Origin of the sequence: Thermoactinomyces sp. CICC 23799, assembly GCF_016055145.1 — a bacterium.
Lineage (GTDB): Bacteria > Bacillota > Bacilli > Thermoactinomycetales > Thermoactinomycetaceae > Thermoactinomyces > Thermoactinomyces intermedius.
This window is the reverse complement of the sequence record NZ_JAECVV010000007.1, coordinates 152,127-169,986: the sequence shown is the minus strand read 5'-3', so window position 1 is coordinate 169,986 and position 17,860 is coordinate 152,127. Positions and strand designations below refer to the sequence as shown.

General features: G+C 48.8%; 17 protein-coding genes and 1 riboswitch. Of the genes, 9 read left to right on the top strand and 8 right to left on the bottom strand.

Annotated features, from left to right (window positions below; translation table 11 throughout):
* Positions 1-2: 2 nt before the first annotated feature.
* Together pfkB and I8U21_RS10980 are read right to left on the bottom strand one after the other, a co-directional pair.
* The gene (pfkB, locus tag I8U21_RS10985; protein WP_181731472.1) at positions 3-920 is read right to left on the bottom strand and encodes a 1-phosphofructokinase; all 918 of its coding nucleotides are present in this window, start codon (positions 918-920) and stop codon (positions 3-5) included.
* On the bottom strand, positions 917-1,675 hold the full coding sequence (locus I8U21_RS10980) for a DeoR/GlpR family DNA-binding transcription regulator (protein WP_181731624.1): 759 nt from the start codon (positions 1,673-1,675) through the stop codon (positions 917-919). Before I8U21_RS10980 ends, pfkB begins: the two co-directional genes overlap by 4 nt.
* A 501-nt stretch (positions 1,676-2,176) precedes the next feature.
* Between I8U21_RS10980 and I8U21_RS10975 the strand changes: the two genes are divergently transcribed.
* The 3 genes from I8U21_RS10975 (at position 2,177) to I8U21_RS10965 (ending at position 9,137) form a co-directional block, all read left to right on the top strand.
* Positions 2,177-3,514 carry a helix-turn-helix domain-containing protein gene (locus tag I8U21_RS10975; protein ID WP_198053908.1) on the top strand — a complete coding sequence of 446 codons (1,338 nt, stop codon included), beginning with the start codon at positions 2,177-2,179 and terminating at the stop codon, positions 3,512-3,514.
* 58 nt (positions 3,515-3,572) lie between these two features.
* A riboswitch (SAM riboswitch) is annotated at positions 3,573-3,688 on the top strand.
* A gap of 108 nt (positions 3,689-3,796) precedes the next feature.
* Positions 3,797-7,246: a methionine synthase gene (metH, locus tag I8U21_RS10970; protein ID WP_082813546.1), complete on the top strand. Its 3,450-nt coding sequence runs from the start codon at positions 3,797-3,799 to the stop codon at positions 7,244-7,246.
* A gap of 13 nt (positions 7,247-7,259) precedes the next feature.
* A complete protein-coding gene (locus I8U21_RS10965) occupies positions 7,260-9,137 on the top strand; it encodes a bifunctional homocysteine S-methyltransferase/methylenetetrahydrofolate reductase (protein ID WP_181821617.1) in 1,878 nt (625 codons plus the stop codon).
* A 193-nt stretch (positions 9,138-9,330) separates the two neighbouring features.
* Here the strand turns inward: I8U21_RS10965 and I8U21_RS10960 are convergent, their stop codons facing one another.
* Positions 9,331-9,498: a hypothetical protein gene (locus I8U21_RS10960; RefSeq protein ID WP_156097696.1), complete on the bottom strand. Its 168-nt coding sequence runs from the start codon at positions 9,496-9,498 to the stop codon at positions 9,331-9,333.
* A 293-nt stretch (positions 9,499-9,791) separates the two neighbouring features.
* Here I8U21_RS10960 and I8U21_RS10955 point away from each other — a divergent pair, with 293 nt between their 5' ends.
* Positions 9,792-10,148, top strand: coding sequence for a hypothetical protein (locus I8U21_RS10955; protein ID WP_181821615.1), 357 nt, complete (start codon positions 9,792-9,794; stop codon positions 10,146-10,148).
* Between the two features lie 517 nt (positions 10,149-10,665).
* Here I8U21_RS10955 and I8U21_RS15195 read toward each other — a convergent pair.
* On the bottom strand, positions 10,666-10,794 hold the full coding sequence (locus tag I8U21_RS15195) for a hypothetical protein (RefSeq protein ID WP_255516963.1): 129 nt from the start codon (positions 10,792-10,794) through the stop codon (positions 10,666-10,668).
* A 196-nt stretch (positions 10,795-10,990) separates the two neighbouring features.
* Between I8U21_RS15195 and I8U21_RS10950 the strand changes: the two genes are divergently transcribed.
* Positions 10,991-11,950 (top strand): 4-hydroxy-3-methylbut-2-enyl diphosphate reductase, encoded by a 960-nt coding sequence (locus I8U21_RS10950; RefSeq protein ID WP_062843264.1) that lies wholly within the window; start codon positions 10,991-10,993, stop codon positions 11,948-11,950.
* A gap of 79 nt (positions 11,951-12,029) precedes the next feature.
* On the opposite strand, the gene I8U21_RS10945 is transcribed toward I8U21_RS10950, so the two are convergent.
* The gene (locus I8U21_RS10945; RefSeq protein ID WP_156473340.1) at positions 12,030-12,206 is read right to left on the bottom strand and encodes a hypothetical protein; all 177 of its coding nucleotides are present in this window, start codon (positions 12,204-12,206) and stop codon (positions 12,030-12,032) included.
* Between the two features lie 43 nt (positions 12,207-12,249).
* Positions 12,250-12,576: a DUF1811 family protein gene (locus I8U21_RS10940; RefSeq protein WP_181731476.1), complete on the bottom strand. Its 327-nt coding sequence runs from the start codon at positions 12,574-12,576 to the stop codon at positions 12,250-12,252.
* A gap of 84 nt (positions 12,577-12,660) precedes the next feature.
* Between I8U21_RS10940 and I8U21_RS10935 the strand changes: the two genes are divergently transcribed.
* Both I8U21_RS10935 and I8U21_RS10930 read left to right on the top strand, forming a co-directional pair.
* Positions 12,661-13,596, top strand: coding sequence for an alkaline phosphatase family protein (locus I8U21_RS10935; protein WP_062843266.1), 936 nt, complete (start codon positions 12,661-12,663; stop codon positions 13,594-13,596).
* A 2-nt stretch (positions 13,597-13,598) separates the two neighbouring features.
* Complete coding sequence (locus I8U21_RS10930; RefSeq protein WP_062843267.1) at positions 13,599-13,991, top strand: hypothetical protein; 393 nt, start codon at positions 13,599-13,601, stop codon at positions 13,989-13,991.
* 51 nt (positions 13,992-14,042) lie between these two features.
* Here the strand turns inward: I8U21_RS10930 and I8U21_RS10925 are convergent, their stop codons facing one another.
* Positions 14,043-14,228 (bottom strand): hypothetical protein, encoded by a 186-nt coding sequence (locus tag I8U21_RS10925; protein WP_156473341.1) that lies wholly within the window; start codon positions 14,226-14,228, stop codon positions 14,043-14,045.
* A gap of 244 nt (positions 14,229-14,472) precedes the next feature.
* Here I8U21_RS10925 and ablB point away from each other — a divergent pair, with 244 nt between their 5' ends.
* Positions 14,473-15,303, top strand: a complete 831-nt coding sequence (gene ablB, locus I8U21_RS10920) for a putative beta-lysine N-acetyltransferase (RefSeq protein ID WP_062843269.1) — start codon at positions 14,473-14,475, stop codon at positions 15,301-15,303.
* A gap of 326 nt (positions 15,304-15,629) precedes the next feature.
* On the top strand, positions 15,630-16,040 hold the full coding sequence (gene speD, locus I8U21_RS10915) for an adenosylmethionine decarboxylase (RefSeq protein WP_037993114.1): 411 nt from the start codon (positions 15,630-15,632) through the stop codon (positions 16,038-16,040).
* Positions 16,041-16,132: 92 nt separating this feature from the next.
* Here the strand turns inward: speD and ptsP are convergent, their stop codons facing one another.
* Complete coding sequence (gene ptsP / locus I8U21_RS10910; RefSeq protein ID WP_181731477.1) at positions 16,133-17,845, bottom strand: phosphoenolpyruvate--protein phosphotransferase; 1,713 nt, start codon at positions 17,843-17,845, stop codon at positions 16,133-16,135.
* Positions 17,846-17,860: the final 15 nt, after the last annotated feature.

Below are 17,860 nucleotides of genomic sequence, written 5' to 3'. Positions count from 1 at the left end.
CCTCAAAGCGCCTCGATGTCAATTTCCTTTCGTAATTGTTCCACCTGTTCTTTGGTGCACAAGTCGGGTGAAAACGCGGTTGCACTGCCGGCAGCCACGGCGGTTTTGAATGCGGAGACCGCATCGTTGGTTTTCTCATAGTCGGCGAGAAAGGCGGCAACCATCGAATCGCCTGCCCCGACCGGGTGAACCACGGCTCCTTTGGGAGCGGTGGAGCGGTATGTCGCATCCTCCGTAAACAAAAGCGCTCCTTGGCCGGCCATCGATACGATCACATGGGCTGCCCCCGCTTGTTGCAGCTTCCGTCCGTAAACAACCACATCTTCCATGGTGTTTAAACGGACACCATACAATTGTCCCAGTTCATGGTGATTGGGCTTCAACAAAAAAACATGACGGTTGGCCGCTCTTTTTAATGCCGGTCCGGCAACGTCAACAGCGACACGGACGCCGCGGGCGCCAAGTATTGCGGCCCATTCCTCATAGACGGAAGGGGAGAGCGACGGGGGAATGCTTCCCGACATCACCACGGTGTCTCCCGGCCGGACTTGTTCCAGCTGTTCGTTTAATTGCTGAAACGCTTCCGGAGGGATTGACGGCCCTTGACCGTTGATTTCCGTTTCCTCGTTTTCCCCGGTTTTGAGCTTGATGTTGATGCGCGTATCTTCGTTGACGCGGATCCACCGGGCAGGAATGCCTTCCTGGCGCAACGCTTCTTCGATAAACCTCCCGGTAAATCCGCCCACAAAGCCGAGAGCCGTGGTTTCCGCCCCCAGCCGGTGCAACACGCGGGCCACGTTAATCCCTTTTCCCCCGGGGTATTTGTGTTCTTTCTTCATCCGGTTGACTTGATGGAGTTGCAAGGTTTCCACTTCAACCACAAAATCGATGGAAGGATTCAATGTAATGGTATAAATCATGCCTGATCAACCTCAAATATATAAGTTTTTTGCGCAAGTTTTTCTTTGATCTCCGAAGAAAGAGGGAGTGTAATCAAGGAGGCTTGTTCCAAATCGGCGAATTTGGCAAACGAAACTTCCGATAACTTGCTGGGATCGGCCAGCACAAACGCTTGGCTGGAAAGTTGAAGCGCTTTTTGTTTCAGGCAGGCTTCTTCGGGATCCGGCGTCGTGTATCCGAAATCCGGATGGATGCCGTTGGTTCCCAAAAAACACTGATCAAAGCGGTAACGTTCGATTCCCTCAAGTGCCATGGCTCCGATCAGCGCTTTGGTGGATGGTTTCATTTTCCCGCCCAAAACATAGGCCTCGATGTCGTATTCAACCAGCCGTTCCAAATGCGTCATTCCGTTGGTGACCACCGTGACTTGTTTACCGGCCAGCGCCGGGATCATTTCCAGCGTGGTGCTGCCTGCATCGAGATAGATGCAAGCCCCCCGGTCGACAAACGAACCGGCAAAAAGAGCGATTTCCTTTTTCTCGCGGGTGTGCCGGACCGCTTTTTCCTGAATGGGCATTTCCAACCCTTTGTTTTGAAGCAGTGCTGCACCGCCGTGAACCCGTTTTAAAAGATGTTGTTGCTGCAATTGGTCCAGGTCACGGCGGATGGTGGATTCGGAAGCACCGGTTAAATGAACCAGTTCCTGCACTTTTACGATGCCTTGCCTTTTTAATAAATTCAAAATGAATTGGTGACGTTGGGGTGTAAGCGTGATCCATCACCTCGCTTCGGCCTTTCCTTGATTGTATCGAAAAAAAAGAGCAAAAACAATTATTTTAAATCAAAACCAATCAAAAACAATCAAAAGCAGGATGAAAGAAGGAGATTTCGTTGTTAATTTACTGGGTAAAATAAGAAATACAGAGAAAAAAAAGATATAGAGCCAATATTTGAAGGGTGTTTGGGCAATAAACAAAGTATTTTAATTCAATGCATAAAATATTTAAGAAAGCTGCGAATCGCGGGATTTAACATTGATTATTATTTGTAAAATTCGAAAAAACAACCCGGCTCGAAATAAGGATGTGAAAGCGGTGTTTCAATTGCTTTTTTCAGGATGAAGACAGGGGCTTGTTTTTATGGATCAAAGTTAAAAATAGAAATTGGTATAAATTACAATCCATAAAATGTTAATTTTTATATATTTATTTCTTTATAAAATAAAATGAATGAAGTAATATAGAGATAACCAACAATCCGAAAGGAAAGATCGGCTATGAATATATTGGAAATGAGTGAAATTGGCAAATTTATTCGTAAAGTCCGAAAAGAAAAAGGGTTAAGATTGGAAGATTTGGCAGACGAGCATATCTCCACGGCGACAATCAGCAATATTGAGCGCGGTGTTCCTCATGTCAACAAAGATAAAGTCTTGTATTTAATGAGCAAGTTGGAACTGGATTTAAATGAAATCCCGGAAATGATCGAAAAAGATACGGAAACTTTGGAAAGTATGCAAGTGCGGTTTGTCGCCATCGAAACCATGATCCAGATGGGAATGCCGGAACGAGCCCTTCATTTGCTTTCGGATATATCGGAAGAATCTTATTCCAGACATCAGGCCACGGTTCATTATTTGAAGGGGAAAGTGTACAGCCATCAGAAGGAATGGCGCAAAGCAGAACGCGAGTTGAGTGAAGCCATCCGTCTGGCTTATCAGGATCCCTATTCCCCGAAAAATCATTTGGAAGCGGCCGGTTATTGCGAACTGGCCTATTGCCGCTTTATGAACAAAGATTATGCACAGGCCCTCCGCTATGTGGAACGCGGGTTGACGGCCATGGAGCAAGGCAAATCCAATGAGTGCGATGACCGGATCTATTACTTGCTCTTGATTTCGCAAGTGGCTTACTTGGAAAAGTTGAACCGCACGGACGAAGCTTTCCGCCTGCTGGAAGAATTGTGGGAGAAAATTCCCCGGATTCAAAGCAAAGACATCATCATTAAAATGTACTATTATCGCTCCAAGTTGTTGCGGAGAATGAAACTTTACCATGATGCCATCCGCTATGCCAGAGAAGGGATTCAACGGTCGGTCGGAAGTAAAAACACGGAAGAAATGTTAAAGCTTTGGAGCGGGTTGGGATTGTCTTACCTTGAAATTTCCCAGTTGGATGATGCAGCGACCTGCTTCCATTTTGTCTTAGAACTGGCAGAACATGAAGACAACTCCCAGGAAGCGGCACATGCCTATTGTCATCTGGGCAAAGTCTATATGTTGCAAGGCAAATACCACGAAGCTTATGACAAGCTGAAAAAAGCGCTGGAATGGGCAGAAAAAATTTATGATCCGCAACTGTTGAATGACTCCCTTTTCACCATGGGCAAACTGCTGAAACAAATGAAGCATTACACCGAAGCGGTTGAATATTTGAAACGGTCCGCCCGTTTGGCAGCCAAAAACAAGCTGAAAACCAATGTGTATGACTGTTATTATGAACTGGCCGGCTGTTATGAAGCTTTGGATGATCAGGATGGCTTCAAATCGGCCACCGAGCAAATGTACTTGGCCCAAAAAGAACTGGAACAACAGCAACTGCGGCAAATTGGTTGACAACTTGCAAAAAGATTTATATATTATGAAGATAAACTGACATAATTTTTACAAGGATCTCTTATCAAGAGAGGCGGAGGGACTGGCCCGATGAAGCCCGGCAACCTGTTGGAACTTGTGTCCAATGTGGTGCCAATTCCAGCAGAGAGAGTTTCTCTCTCTGAAAGATGAGAGTGAGTCTGGCCGGGTAATCAACACCTTTTCATCTTTCAGAGATGAAAAGGTGTTTTTTATTTTTGCGAATCATTGCCTGGGAGAAAACGGTTAAAGGTGGCGATAGGTATGGGGAAAAAACCGATTGAAGCATATTTGCGCGAAAAAATTGTCATTTTGGACGGCGCGATGGGCACGATGTTGCAGCAGGCGCAACTGACGGCGGATGATTTTGGCGGAGAGCGGTATGAAGGTTGCAATGAAATTTTGAACCTGACCCGGCCGGATCTGATTCGAAACATTCATGAAAAGTATTACCAGGCCGGCGCCGATGTGGTGGAAACCAATACCTTCGGAGCCACCCCGCTGGTTCTGGGGGAATATGATTTGGCGGACAAAACCGAAGAAATCAACCGGGCAGCCGCCCGTTGTGCGGTTCAAGCGAGGGACAAATGGTCGACCGGTGACCGCCCCCGCTATGTGGCCGGTGCCATCGGGCCGACCACCAAGACATTGTCCGTTACCGGGGGGACGACCTTTGAAGCGTTGGCCGAGGGATACTACCGGCAGGCGAAAGCCTTGATGGAGGGCGGGGTGGATTTTCTCCTGTTGGAAACTTCCCAAGACACGTTAAACGTGAAAGCCGGGGGGATCGGGATTGAAAGGGCATTTCAGGACTTGGGCTTCCGCTTGCCGGTTATGATATCCGGGACGATTGAACCGATGGGAACGATGCTCGGGGGGCAAAACATCGAGGCATTTTATCTGTCCATCGAACACCTTCGTCCGTTTGCGGTCGGGCTGAATTGTGCAACCGGTCCTGAGTTCATGACGGATCACATCCGTTCGTTGTCCCGGATTGCCCGTTGCGGCGTCAGTTGTTATCCCAATGCCGGATTGCCGGATGAAAACGGGGATTATCTGGAGACCCCCGAAGCCTTGGCGCAAAAATTGACTGATTTTGCGGATAAAGGCTGGCTGAACTTGGCGGGAGGCTGTTGCGGGACCACGCCGGAACATATCCGGGCCATTGCCCGGGCTTTGGAAGGAAAAAAACCCCGCCGGCCGGTGGAAAGCCATTTGCCCGGAATCTCGGGAATCGACCCGGTTTTCTTGGAAGAGGATTCCCGGCCGTTGCTGGTCGGGGAGCGCACCAACGTGATCGGGTCCCGCAAGTTTAAACGGCTCATCAAAGAAGGGAAATATGAAGAAGCCTCCGAGATTGCCCGCAAGCAGGTGAAAGGCGGAGCCCAGATCATCGATGTTTGCCTGGCCGATCCGGACCGGGATGAACTGGCGGACATGGAAGCATTTTTGAAGCATGTGACCAAAATGGTGAAAGTTCCGCTGATGATTGACTCGACCGATGCCAAGGTGATTGAAAAGGCGCTTCAATATTCCCAAGGAAAAGCGGTGATCAATTCCATCAACCTGGAAAACGGGGAAGAGCGTTTCCGGGAAGTGCTCCCGCTGGTGAAAAAATACGGGGCGGCGATTGTGGTGGGATCGATCGATGAAGAGGGGATGGCACTGACGGCCCGGCGGAAACTGGAAGTGGCGCTCAGAAGTTATGATTTGCTGGTTCATCAGTATGGCATTCCGGAAGAGGACATTATTTTTGACCCGTTGGTTTTCCCCGTCGGGACGGGAGACGAACAGTACATTGGTTCCGCCCGGGAGACGGTGGAAGGCATCCGGCTCATCAAAGAAGCGTTACCCCGGACGTCAACCATTCTGGGAATATCCAACGTTTCCTTCGGGCTTCCGCCGGCCGGGCGTGAAGTGTTAAATGCGGTGTTTCTCTATGCCTGCACCAAAGCCGGGCTGGATTATGCCATCGTCAACACGGAAAAACTGGAGCGTTACGCTTCCATCGGGGAAGAAGAGCGGGAGTTGGCGGAAGCCTTCTTGTTTCACACGGATCACCAAAACTATGACGACATCCTGACCCGGTTTACCAACTTTTACCGCCATAAAAAGGAAAAGAAAAAGCAAACCGGGGTCCGGATGACGTTGGAAGAGCGACTGGCCAACTACATCCTGGAAGGAAGCAAAGACGGCTTGTACGAGGATTTGGATCAGGCGCTGGCCAAGTACAAACCGCTGGATATCATCAACGGCCCGTTGATGGCGGGCATGGATGAAGTGGGGCGCTTATTCAATGATAACCAGTTGATTGTAGCCGAAGTTTTGCAGAGTGCGGAAGTGATGAAAGCGGCCGTCCGGTATTTGGAACCCTACATGGACCGGACGGAAAGTCATACACGTGGGAAAGTCGTTTTGGCCACCGTCAAGGGAGACGTCCATGACATCGGGAAAAATTTGGTGGAAATCATCTTGGCGAACAACGGCTATCAAGTGGTGAATTTGGGGATTAAAGTGCCCCCGGAACAATTGATTGAGACCGCGCGGAAAGAAAAGCCGGATATCATCGGGTTGTCCGGGCTTTTGGTGAAGTCGGCCCAGCAGATGGTGGTGACGGCCCAGGACCTGAAAGAAGCAGAGATTGACATTCCCATCTTGGTGGGCGGGGCGGCTTTGACGAGAAAATTTACAGAAACACGCATTGCCGTGGAATACGACGGGCCCGTTTTATATGCCAAAGACGCGATGAACGGACTGGAACTGGCCAACAGGCTGATGAATCCGGAGCAGAGGGAGAAGATTGAGGCTGAAAAAAACGAAAAGAAAAAGCAGCGGTCTCCATCGCAAACAGAGCAAAAGGAAGCAGGCGCCCCGGCGGCTGTGCAGGGGAAAAGCAAAGTGAACCGCAAGGCTCCTGTTTTTACCCCGCCGGATTTCAAAAGGCATGTTTACCGCGATTATCCGTTGGATTTGCTTCTTCCCTATATCAATTTGCAGATGTTGTTTGGAAAGCACCTCGGGTTGAAGGGGAATGTGGAGCAATTGATCAAAGAGGGGGACGAAAAAGCGCTGGAAATGAAGAGATTGTTTGACCGGTTTTTTGAAAGAGCCAAAAAAGAACGGTGGCTCACCCCTCACGGCATTTATCAATTTTTCCCCGCGCAAGCCGACGGGGATGACGTTTTGATCTATGATCCCGAAACTCCCGGCGTGGTATTGGAACGTTTTTCGTTTCCCCGCCAGTCCAAAGAGCCGTATTTGTGCTTGGCAGATTTTGTGCGTCCGGTGGAATCCGGGGAAATGGATTATGTCGGTTTTCTTGCGGTGACAGCCGGGCAACACATCCGGGAATTGTCCCAAAAATGGAAAGAAAAAGGGGATTATCTCCATTCCCATTTCATCCAGGCGCTGGCGTTGGAAACGGCGGAAGCCTTTGCCGAACAATTGCATCAACAGATGCGGAACCGTTGGGGATTTCCGGATCCGGCCGAAATGACCATGAAGGAGCGTTTTGGGGCGAGATATCAGGGAATTCGCGTTTCTTTCGGCTACCCGGCTTGTCCCGATCTGGAGGATCAGCAGAAGTTGTTTCGCCTGATTTCGCCGGAGGACATCGGCATTCAGTTAACCGACGGTTTCATGATGGATCCCGAAGCATCCGTGTCGGCAATGGTGTTTGCTCATCCGGAAGCTCGGTATTTTAATGCGATATAAGGGGGAAAGATTGATGGGCGAGCAAGGCTTGCTTCAATGCCTGCAACATTCTTTGCTGGTCGGGGACGGGGCGATTGCAACATTTTTGTATCAGCAAGGCGTCTCCATCGGCCATTGTACGGAGGAATTGGTTTTGAGCAACCCGTTCCTGATCGGCGAGGTTCATGAAGCATATTACCGGGCCGGGGCGCGTGTGATCGAAACGCACACCTTCGGTGCCAACCGCGAGAGGCTGTCGCGTTACGGACTGGAAAGCAAGGTGACGCGGCTGAACCGGGAAGCTGTTCATATTGCCAAAGAATCGATTGGAAGCGATGCCTATGTTCTCGGGGTGATCGGTTCCATCTGTGCCGGGAAAGTGCCGGTGTACGATGAAGAGGAGTACCGGGCGATGTATGAAGAGCAGGCGGTGGCTCTTTTGCACGGAGGCGTCGACGGGATTTTGCTGGAGACTTTTTTGGACTTGAAAGAGCTGCAATTGGCGGTTGAAGTGATTCGCCCGCTCACGACGCTTCCCGTCTTTGCCCAGCTTTCGATGATGGAAATCGGCCGGACCCGGGATGCCTTTACCATCTCTGAGGCTTTTGAGAAGCTTGCATCGCTCGGGGTGAACGGCGTGGGAATCAATTGCCGTTTCGGCCCCGTGGAAGTATTGAGGACATTGGAAAAAACCATTGTTCCCGAGCAAATGATCCTCACGGCTTTTCCCAATGCCGGGCGGCTGGGGATGAGCAACGGGGAACTTCATTACAAGTCGGCGCCGGATTATTTTGAGGAAACAGCCGGCCTCTTGATTGATCAAGGCGTCCGGCTGCTTGGAGGGTGTTGCGGAACCACTCCCGAGCACATCGCCCGGATTGCCAAAGTCTTGAAAGGCAAATGTCCGGTTCAGCGGAAAAACCCGCCCCAAGACGGTTACAAACTGTCATCCCATGAAACGATCGTCTTGCAAAGAAGAACGAAACCGACAGTCGTACAGAAAGTCCGCAACAAACAACGAACCATCATTTGTGAATTTGATCCGCCGAAAGATCTGGATATCATGCGTTTCTTGCAAGGGGCCAAAAAACTGAAGCAAGCCGGCGTCGATGCGGTCACGATGGCGGACAATTCCCTGGCCACCGCCAGGATGAGCAATTTGGCGCTGGGTGCCATCTTAAAAAAATATGATATCGAACCGTTGGTCCACGTTGCATGCCGGGATCGGAATTTATTGGGACAGCAATCCCACCTGATGGGGCTTCATGCTTTGGGAATCGATCAGATTTTGGTGATCACCGGGGATCCCACCCGCATGGGGGATTTGCCCGGAGCCCATTCGATTTACGATGTCACTTCCGTTGAGATGATCCGGATGGTGAAACAGCTGAATGAAGGGATCTCGTTTTCGGGAAGGAAATTAAAACAAAAAGCGCAGTTTGTGGTGGGGGCCGCCTTTAATCCGCATGTACGAAAGCTGGATGCGGCGGTCAAACGTCTCGAGAAAAAAATTGAAGCCGGCGCGGATTTTGTCATGACGCAGCCGGTCTATGACCCGGACGGGGTGATCCGGGTGCATGAAGCGACGAAATCGCTCGGCATCCCGGTGTTCATCGGTGTGATGCCGCTCACCGGGTATCGCAATGCATTGTTTTTGCATAATGAAGTGCCCGGAATTAAAATACCGGAAGATGTGTTAAAACGAATGGAAAAAACGACCGACCGTCAGTCCGGGAAATCAGAAGGCGTCCAAGTGGCCAAAGAGCTTTTGGAAGTGGCTATGGAAAAGTTCGACGGAATTTATTTGATCACCCCGTTTTCCAATTGGCAGATGACAGAGGAGCTGACACATTTTATCCGGTGGCGGGACAAAGAGATGCATGCCCGTCTCCAGAGCCATACGCACGCTTAAAAGAACCAAAAAAAGGGCCCTCCCGTCGGTTCGGGAGGGCTGATCGTTGAGTACCCAAAACCAAATTCAAAAGAATAGAGAAACGAACCATTGGCCATTCGGGGGAATGATTCATCCATTTGGAGAGGAAATGACGCCCTTATGGAACGGGAGGGCTGTCATGTAAGCAAAATGCCAACAAAACAAAGGTGATTCACTTTTTAAAAGGCACATCCTTCGAAATATGGTCGAGAAACATATCTCTTGCCATTTTAAGCACCGTTCTTTTCACTGCAGGGCGAACCCGCTTGTGAATGACACGATACTTGTACCCCAGACGCTGGTCGGCAAAAGATTTCGAGGATCGATCACGTACGACCATATTCGCCCCCTCCTTTCTAACTTGTATTAGACATCGGTAACCAATAATTCCTCCTTCGTGACATAAGTAGTCAAATCATTTTATATTTTGACAAAAACAGACATTATTGATATGAGGGCGGATGGGGATTTTTTCGCTTTCTTCCTTGTTTAAAAGGGGTTTTCCGGTTTGTTGACGAATGGATGATATAGCTAAAAATAACGAATTTTGCTTTTAAATATAAATAAAAAGATGCTGTGAATGGGCTTATTCGTGGAAAACGCGATTTTTTTAAAAGGGGAAATGGGTGAACAATGATGCAGGATCAAATGGAGAGAAAAAAAAGAGTGGAGCGTTTGGCGGAACAGATTGAAGCTGAGATATTAAATGCGATCCGCGAAGGCGGGCCTCAACCTTATTACACGGAAATGTATTTAAATTGCGCGATCTGTTATCAGGAAAAGAAGAGAACCGAATTGAGAATCGCCGAAGATCCCGACCAGATCTTTGATGAATTTGCCGTGTGCTTTGACTGTATTGCCCGGCGAAACCTGATGCTTTCCCATTCGGAACGGGCTCTGGATTTTGAAGCGAGAACGTTGGCCATCTTGAGGATCAAAAACGGTGTCATGAAACCCCAGGATTGGGAGGAAGAAGAGGAAGCTCTTTAAATCTGCATGAAATCACCCCTGTTTCATGGTTTTGTAATATTCCCATTCTGTACAAATTTATTTAAATGTAGTATACCTATTTACAGACGGACAAGATTCGGGGGGTTTTGATCATATGAATGGGAATATTCTGGATTCATCAGGAGTGATTATCCTTTTTTTGTTGTTTATTTCTTTTATTCTGGGTACCTTGTATGTACGCGAAAGAATGAAAAATTAATCCGATACAGGTGCAATCAAGGCCATCCTTCCAGGGGAGAATTTGGGAAGGATGGCCTTTTTTCAGCAATGATGGTGAGGGCTATCCCACCGGTTCCGGTCATGAGGGGATGAAGAGGATTCATACGGATGACAGTGGTAAGGTCTTCTGCCATGGGGATGACGACGGTGAGGATGTCTGCAATGATGCTTGCTCTCACAATACCTCATATACCATCTGAGCATTTCCAGCTCATACTTATGGCAAATTTTGAGATGGTGGTACATGTGCCGAAGCCATCTGGGATCACAGGGGATTTCATACATGGGCGGCATGCAGGGCATCGGCATGGGCATGGGATGTTCCGGCATAGCCGGCGGTTGCGGCAAAGGCTGCGGTTCGGGCATCGGCATGGGTTTTGCTGGTTTTTCCATAATGCACACTCACTTCCTTCTCTTCATGATGACAGTGTATCCTATGAATGACCAAGGATGGATGTTCCAGAAAAAAAGCCTAAAAAATTGTGAAATCCTTTTGGACTTATCGGAAACGGGGAGGATTTGCATTTACCCGGAGCGGCCGTTGCGCTATAATGAGATGGACAAAAGCCTCGGATCCAAAATCGGGGTCAGGAGGGAAAAACATGGAAGTCGTAAAAATCACACCCAGAGGATATTGTTACGGAGTGGTGGATGCCATGGTTTTGGCACGCCAAGCCGCCCAAAACCTGGATCTGCCCCGTCCGATTTATATATTGGGAATGATTGTTCACAACAGCCATGTTGTGGAAGCATTTGAAGACGAAGGCATTATTACCCTGGACGGAGCAAACCGGTTGGAGATTCTGGAGAAAATCGACAAAGGGACGGTCATTTTCACCGCACACGGGGTTTCTCCCGAAGTCCGCCGTCGCGCCCGGGAAAAGGGTTTGACGGTGGTGGATGCGACTTGTCCGGATGTTACGCGGACGCACGATTTGATCAGGGAAAAGACGGCCGACGGATATGAAGTGATTTATATTGGCAAACAAGGCCATCCCGAGCCTGAAGGGGCCATGGGAGTGGCTCCCGGGAAGGTTCACTTGATTGAAAAAGAGGAAGATATTGACCGGCTCCAACTCAAAACGGACCGGTTGCTCGTCACCAACCAAACCACCATGAGCCAATGGGATACCAAGCATTTGATGGAAAAGGTCAAAGAACGGTTCCCGACGGCAGAGATCCACAATGAAATTTGTCTGGCAACGCAATTGCGGCAAGAAGCCGTTGCGAAACAGGCGAAGGAAACGGATCTGGTTCTTGTTGTCGGGGATCCCCGCAGCAACAATTCCAACCGGCTGGCTCAGGTGGCCAAAGAGATCGCCGGCGTGGATGCGTACCGGATTGCGGATGTGACAGAAATTAATTTGGACTGGCTCAAAGGGAAAAAAGTGGTCGGCGTGACGGCGGGTGCGTCGACGCCAACGCCGATTACCCGCGAAGTGATTCGCTTTTTGGAGCAGTTTGACGAAAATGATCCGAGTACTTGGGAACGCAAACAGGAAGTCAGCATGAACAAAATTTTGCCGCCGGTGCGAAAGAAAAAGTTACAACCGAAAAAATAACCGGAGACTTTCAAGTCCCGGTTTATTTTTCACTCATTTCTTTATACAATTCTGTCAATTTGCGGACCGAAAAAAAGCATTATTTTCGGGGATAGTGTGCGGCCATAAAATCATAGCATTGATTCATGGTGCCGCGAAATTCAATGCGATGGTCCTTTTTCATCGGATTATACCAAGCGAAATAGTTATCTTCATGAATGATCGATGGCGGGAGTTTTTCTGAATCGCGGACGACATAATACATTTTTTCGAACACACCTCCTAGATGTATTATGTCCAATAAAAATAAAAATTAACCATCATTTAACAGAACGGCGGGATACCGGTTTTTCCAACAAAGCCAATGGAACGGCTGCTTTTTCACCGGAATGTTCCCAATTTCCCCAAGCCATCACTCCGTTGAGATATTCGACATAAAAAGGAATGTTTTTTCCTTCCACTTGATACCAACAGGCAGTTTGGACGGTCGCGGGATCGATCAGGTATGAACGCGCAAGATTGATTTTTTGTTCCAAAATGGCAAGTTGTGTATCCAAACCTTGGTCTTTTGCTTTTTGTTTTTCCCGGTTCAGGCGCTCAATTTCCATCTCAAGCGCATCTTTGGACATTTGGCTGAAACGTTGCATCGTATCCTCCTTTTTTTGCAATGCTCCTTATCATTGTACCGGGAGGCCGGGATGAAAACAACCTGAGGACACCGACAGGGGGTGGTGAAGATCGCTGTCGTGCTGCTGTTTATTGACGGGGTCGGCTTGGGGGAGATGGCGGATCACAATCCCTGGGTGACGTATCCGACTCCTTGCATCCGTCAGTTGTTTGGCGGAATGCCGTTGGTGAGGGAAGCGGCCGGCCGCCATGGTCCGGACCTTCTTCTGCTTGAGACCGATGCCTGCCTGGGCGTGGAGGGGCTTCCGCAGAGTGCCACGGGCCAGGCGACGATCTTTACGGGAAAAAATGCAGCCCGGGAGATGGGAAAACACATGAGCGGGTTGCCGTTTCGAAGGTTGCGTGAATGGGTGCAAAAAGACAACATCTACTTACAGTTTGAAAAAAAAGGCTGGAAAGCGACCTTTGCCAATGCGTACACCAAAGAGTATTTTGAACGTCCTGCCACCAAGCGCGGTTGGGTTTCGGTCACCACGGCAACGATCCAATCCAGCCGGGAGCCGGTTCGATTTTTCCCGGAATTGGTGGAAGGCAAAGCGGTGTATCATGACATCACCCGGACCATCCTGAAAAAAACCGGGATGGATGTGGAGGAAATCACGCCGGAACAGGCTGCCCGCCACCTTTGGTCGATAGCCCGCGATTATGATTTGGTTGTCCATGAGTTCTTCTTGAGTGACCGGGCCGGCCACAAACAGGATCCCTGGTTGCTTCAATATGTGACGCACCATTATGATCGTTTTTTGGGGGAACTTGTGCGGTTGAAAGGGCCGGAGGATACGATTGTATTGGTCAGCGATCATGGAAACAGCGAAGATTTGCGGGTGAAAACCCATACCGTCAACCCGGTTCCCACCCTGGTGATCGGGGACATTGACGCATTCTCGGAGATTGACACCGGAGCGTGGGATTTAACGGGAATTGCTCCGCTGTTGCACCGGATCGTGTCCAGGAATAAAAATGGGGTAAAGGATCGGTGATTATGCGTTCAAGATATATACCACAAGTGACAGAAGCAGCCATTCCGGAGGACGGAGGCTGGACCGAACTCCGTGCGGATGGCACGGATACGTTGGTGTTGTCCATTCCGGAGTGGGCCGGCGATGTCAAACAATCGGAGGAAGCGGATGAATATGTCTGGATGTACGACCGCGGCAATGACGCTTATCTCTTTTGTTTCCGGTTGAAAGGGAAACGGGAATATGCGGTTGCGTTTCCGAGGGAACATGCAGGGATCCTCTTGAAAGACAAACGCGCTTACGCGCCCTTTCATTTGTTGATCACGAGTCAACCTTTGTCAGATTCCGATTCGTTGGATCCTTGCTTTTTGTTCCGGAATATCAAATTAAAAAGGCATCCCCAGGCGGGATGGTGAAGAAGACAAAAATCCCCTTTTTTCTTTGAAAAGAAGGGGATTTTTTATGTTTCAGCCATCGTCCATGTTGTAGATGTATTCTTGCCGGGGATGTTCGTCGTCTTCCCGTTCTTGTTCGCTTTTGAGACGGTCCAATAATTTTTTATATTCATCGGCTCTTGTATAAGGCGGCTCGGTTTCCAACACCTTGGTGAGAGCCCGGATGACAATGCCTCGTTCTCTGGGTGTCAGGTACATAAAAGAAACCCCCCGGGATTTAGGGTAATCAAGATCTAAATTATATCCTACCCGCATTAAATAAAAATTACACGACAGATCTGTCTTTTTTGTGATGTTTTTATGTCCGATTGACATGAATCCGGGAAAAAAGCCGTTTGTATTCCGGAAGACAGGGTAAAAGTTACTGATGATAATATCGGGCAGGTTGGCAAAAGCTAAGGACAGCGGAGTTGCGGAAAGAAAGATGATGGAGGAGAGTTGAATGAAAACCACTCAAACCACTCCACATAATGTATCTTATGAAGTGGATGAATTTAATAGTCGCATTAAATTGATCCAATACAGCCGGTACGATGTGGAGTCCCTGTTGAAACACCTGGAAGAATTGGCCAAAGAAAAGGATATCGGTAAAGTGATGATTTATGCAAACCCTGAGGACATCTCTTTTTTTGAGAAGCTCGGGTTTCAAAGAGAGGGAGAAATCAGCGGTTTTTTCCAAGGAAATCCGGCTTGTATTTTGTCCCGCTTTTTGGAAGAGGACCGTGCGCATAAAAAAGATGAGGAGAAAAAAGACAAAATTGTGGAGATGGCAGAGAAGGTCGAAACCATTAAAGAGCGTCCGCGTCTGGATCCCAGGTATCAATTGCGCCATGCCGTGAAAGAAGATGCGGAGGCTTTGGCAAAGTTGTATCAGCTGGTCTTTGAAACATACCCCACCCCCATTCATGATCCTGATTTTATCCGCCAATGCATGGACCAGGATGTCTACTTCTCGGTGGTGACCGAAGGGGATCAGATTGTCAGTTCGGCTTCGGCGGATGTTTTTCCGCATTTTCAATGTGCGGAAATTACCGATTGCGCCACTCACCCGGATCATCGGGGCAACGGACTGTTGAGTGCTATTATTTATGATCTGGAATTAAGAATGAAAGAAAAAGGGATCCCTCACCTGTTTTCATTGACCCGGGCGGTTTCCACGGGAATGAATATGGTGATCGCCAAGCTGGGTTTTGAATATAAAGGGCGATTGATCCAAAACAGCCAGATCTCGGGGGATTTTGAAGATATGAATATCTGGGTGAAAGAGTTGTAAAAAGGCGGGATGTGGGACGGAAGGAAACGGAGCGGGACAGGATCCCGCTTTTTTCAATGCTCCGGGACGGGATGATTCGGAGAATTAAAAATATTGGATTTAAACTTTTTAAAAAGATCGTAGTGAAAGGGAATTTCGGTTAAAATAACTATTGAAGTTGTATACAGATTGTGTTAAGTTAATCACTGTGACATTGAGCTAGTAGGATCCAGGATTCACTTAAAGGGTTGGGACCTCACTGGACTAACCTTCCCCCGTGGTGAACAAGCAGATCCTAGCGGAATTTGGCTCACACCAACTTTTTGCTAGGAAGGGGGCCGAAAGAGATGGAATTTTCTACTTTCGGAAGACATGTAGCCATGGATGCATGGGGTGTTGATTTCGATCTGCTGAATGATGTCCAGCGTTTGGAGGAACACTTGAAAGACGCGGCAAAAGCCTGTGGAGCAACCGTTTTGTCCGTCCAATCGCATCAGTTTGAACCTCAAGGGGCCACTGTTTTAGTGTTGCTCTCAGAGAGTCATCTGTCCATTCACACGTATCCGGAAAAAGGGTTTGCCGCCTTGGATTGCTATACTTGCGGTCATACCGTTGATCCCATGATTGCCATTGAGCACATGTTCAATGTATTAAAACCCTCCCAAGCCTATCACAAAATGCTTCGGAGAGGTGTTAGGCCTATTGAGGTTGTCCAACCAGAACCAGCAATACGACCGATGAAAAAAATGACGGTTTAAATAGGGAACGGTGGGAATCCAAAAGCATGTTTTGGATTCCTTTTTCATTTTAAAAAAAGCCGAAGAACACTGTTCTTCGGCTTTTTTCGTCTTTATGATTTTTGTTCTTGAATGAACCGGCGGACTTGATCCCCGTCTTTTTGGCTCAACAGTCCCGCCGCCAGTTCTTTGGCTTTTTCCGAATCGGTTTGGCGGACTTTTTGTTTCACTTCCGGAATGGTTCCGGCACTCATGGACAATTCATGCAACCCGAGCCCGATCAACGCTTCTGTCATGGCGGTGTCTCCCGCCAATTCCCCGCACATGCCGACAACGATTCCTGCTTTTTCCGCGGCGTCACAGGTCATTTTCACCAGGCGCAACACCGCCGGATGTGCGGCATCATACAGATGAGCCACTTTCTCGTTGCCCCGGTCTGCCGCGAGGGTGTATTGGGTGAGGTCGTTGGTTCCGATGCTCATGAAATCCACTTCCGGCGCAAGTAAATCCGCATTGATGGCGGCAGCCGGAATTTCCACCATGATGCCGACCGGAATGTTTTCCGCAAAGGAAATGTCCTCATTTTTCAGTTCATTTTTGCACTCATCCAGCAGCGCTTTGGCTTGGCGGATTTCAGCGAGGTTTTCGATCATCGGGAACATGATCCACAGATTTCCGTGGACGCTTGCCCGGAGCAGTGCACGCAATTGTGTTTTGAAAATGTCCGGGTTGGAAAGGCAGAAACGGATCGCCCGGTGTCCCAGGAACGGGTTTTCTTCTTTGGGCAATTCGGCATACGGCAAGTCTTTGTCACCGCCGATATCCAAAGTCCGGATGACCACGGGACGGTCGCCAAACGCTTTCAAAACTTTCGCATAAGCGTCATATTGTTCTTCTTCATCGGGCCAGTGGTCATTTTCCAGATAAAGGAACTCGGTTCTGAACAAACCGACCCCTTCGGCATGGTTTTTCAGGGCGATGTCCACATCATTTAAACTTCCGATGTTGGCGAAAACCTGAATCCGTTTTCCATCGGCTGTATAAGCATCGGCTTTTGCTTCTTTCAATGCTTGCTCGCGTGCTTCGTTTTGTTTTTTGATCTGTTGGCGGATCGCTGCTTCGGTTTCTTTGTCCGGGTTGATTTGGATGGTTCCCTGATCCCCGTCCAACACAATGATGTCGCCGTCTTCAATTTGACGAATGGCCTCACCCAGTCCCAATACCGCCGGAATGCCCAAAGTCCGGGCCATGATGGCGGCATGGGCGGTTTTGCTTCCGCGTTCGGTTACCATCCCGCTGATTCCTTCCGGAAATTGGGCCGTGTCGGAAGGAGTCAATTCTTCCGCGATCACAACATGCCCCGGTTTTAACAAGGAAGGATCAAAAGGTTGTTTGCCGGATAAAATCAACAACAGACGGGTTCCGACATCACGAATGTCATCGGCACGGGCTTGCATGTATTCGTCATCGAGCGAAGCCATCAATTGGCTCATTTCATCGGTGACTTCCTGGCAAATGGATTCAGCGTTTTGTTTTTTGCTTTGAATCCGGTTTTTCATTTCGCCCGTAAAACCTGGATCGTCCAAAAAGGCAAGATGTGCATCAAAAACAGCGGCCTCTTCGTCACTCATCCGCTGGGAAGCGATCGAACGCAACTCTTGGATTTGTTCCCTGGCTTTTTCAATCGCTTGATTTAACTTTTCCACTTCAGCATCGGTATCGGAGATGGAGCGTGTTTCCACAACCGGTTTCTCTTTGCGCCACCAAATGGCCTGTCCGATATTTAACCCCGGTGCAGCCCCCACTCCCTTGATGTGTTGGCTCAACATGAACCCTCCTTA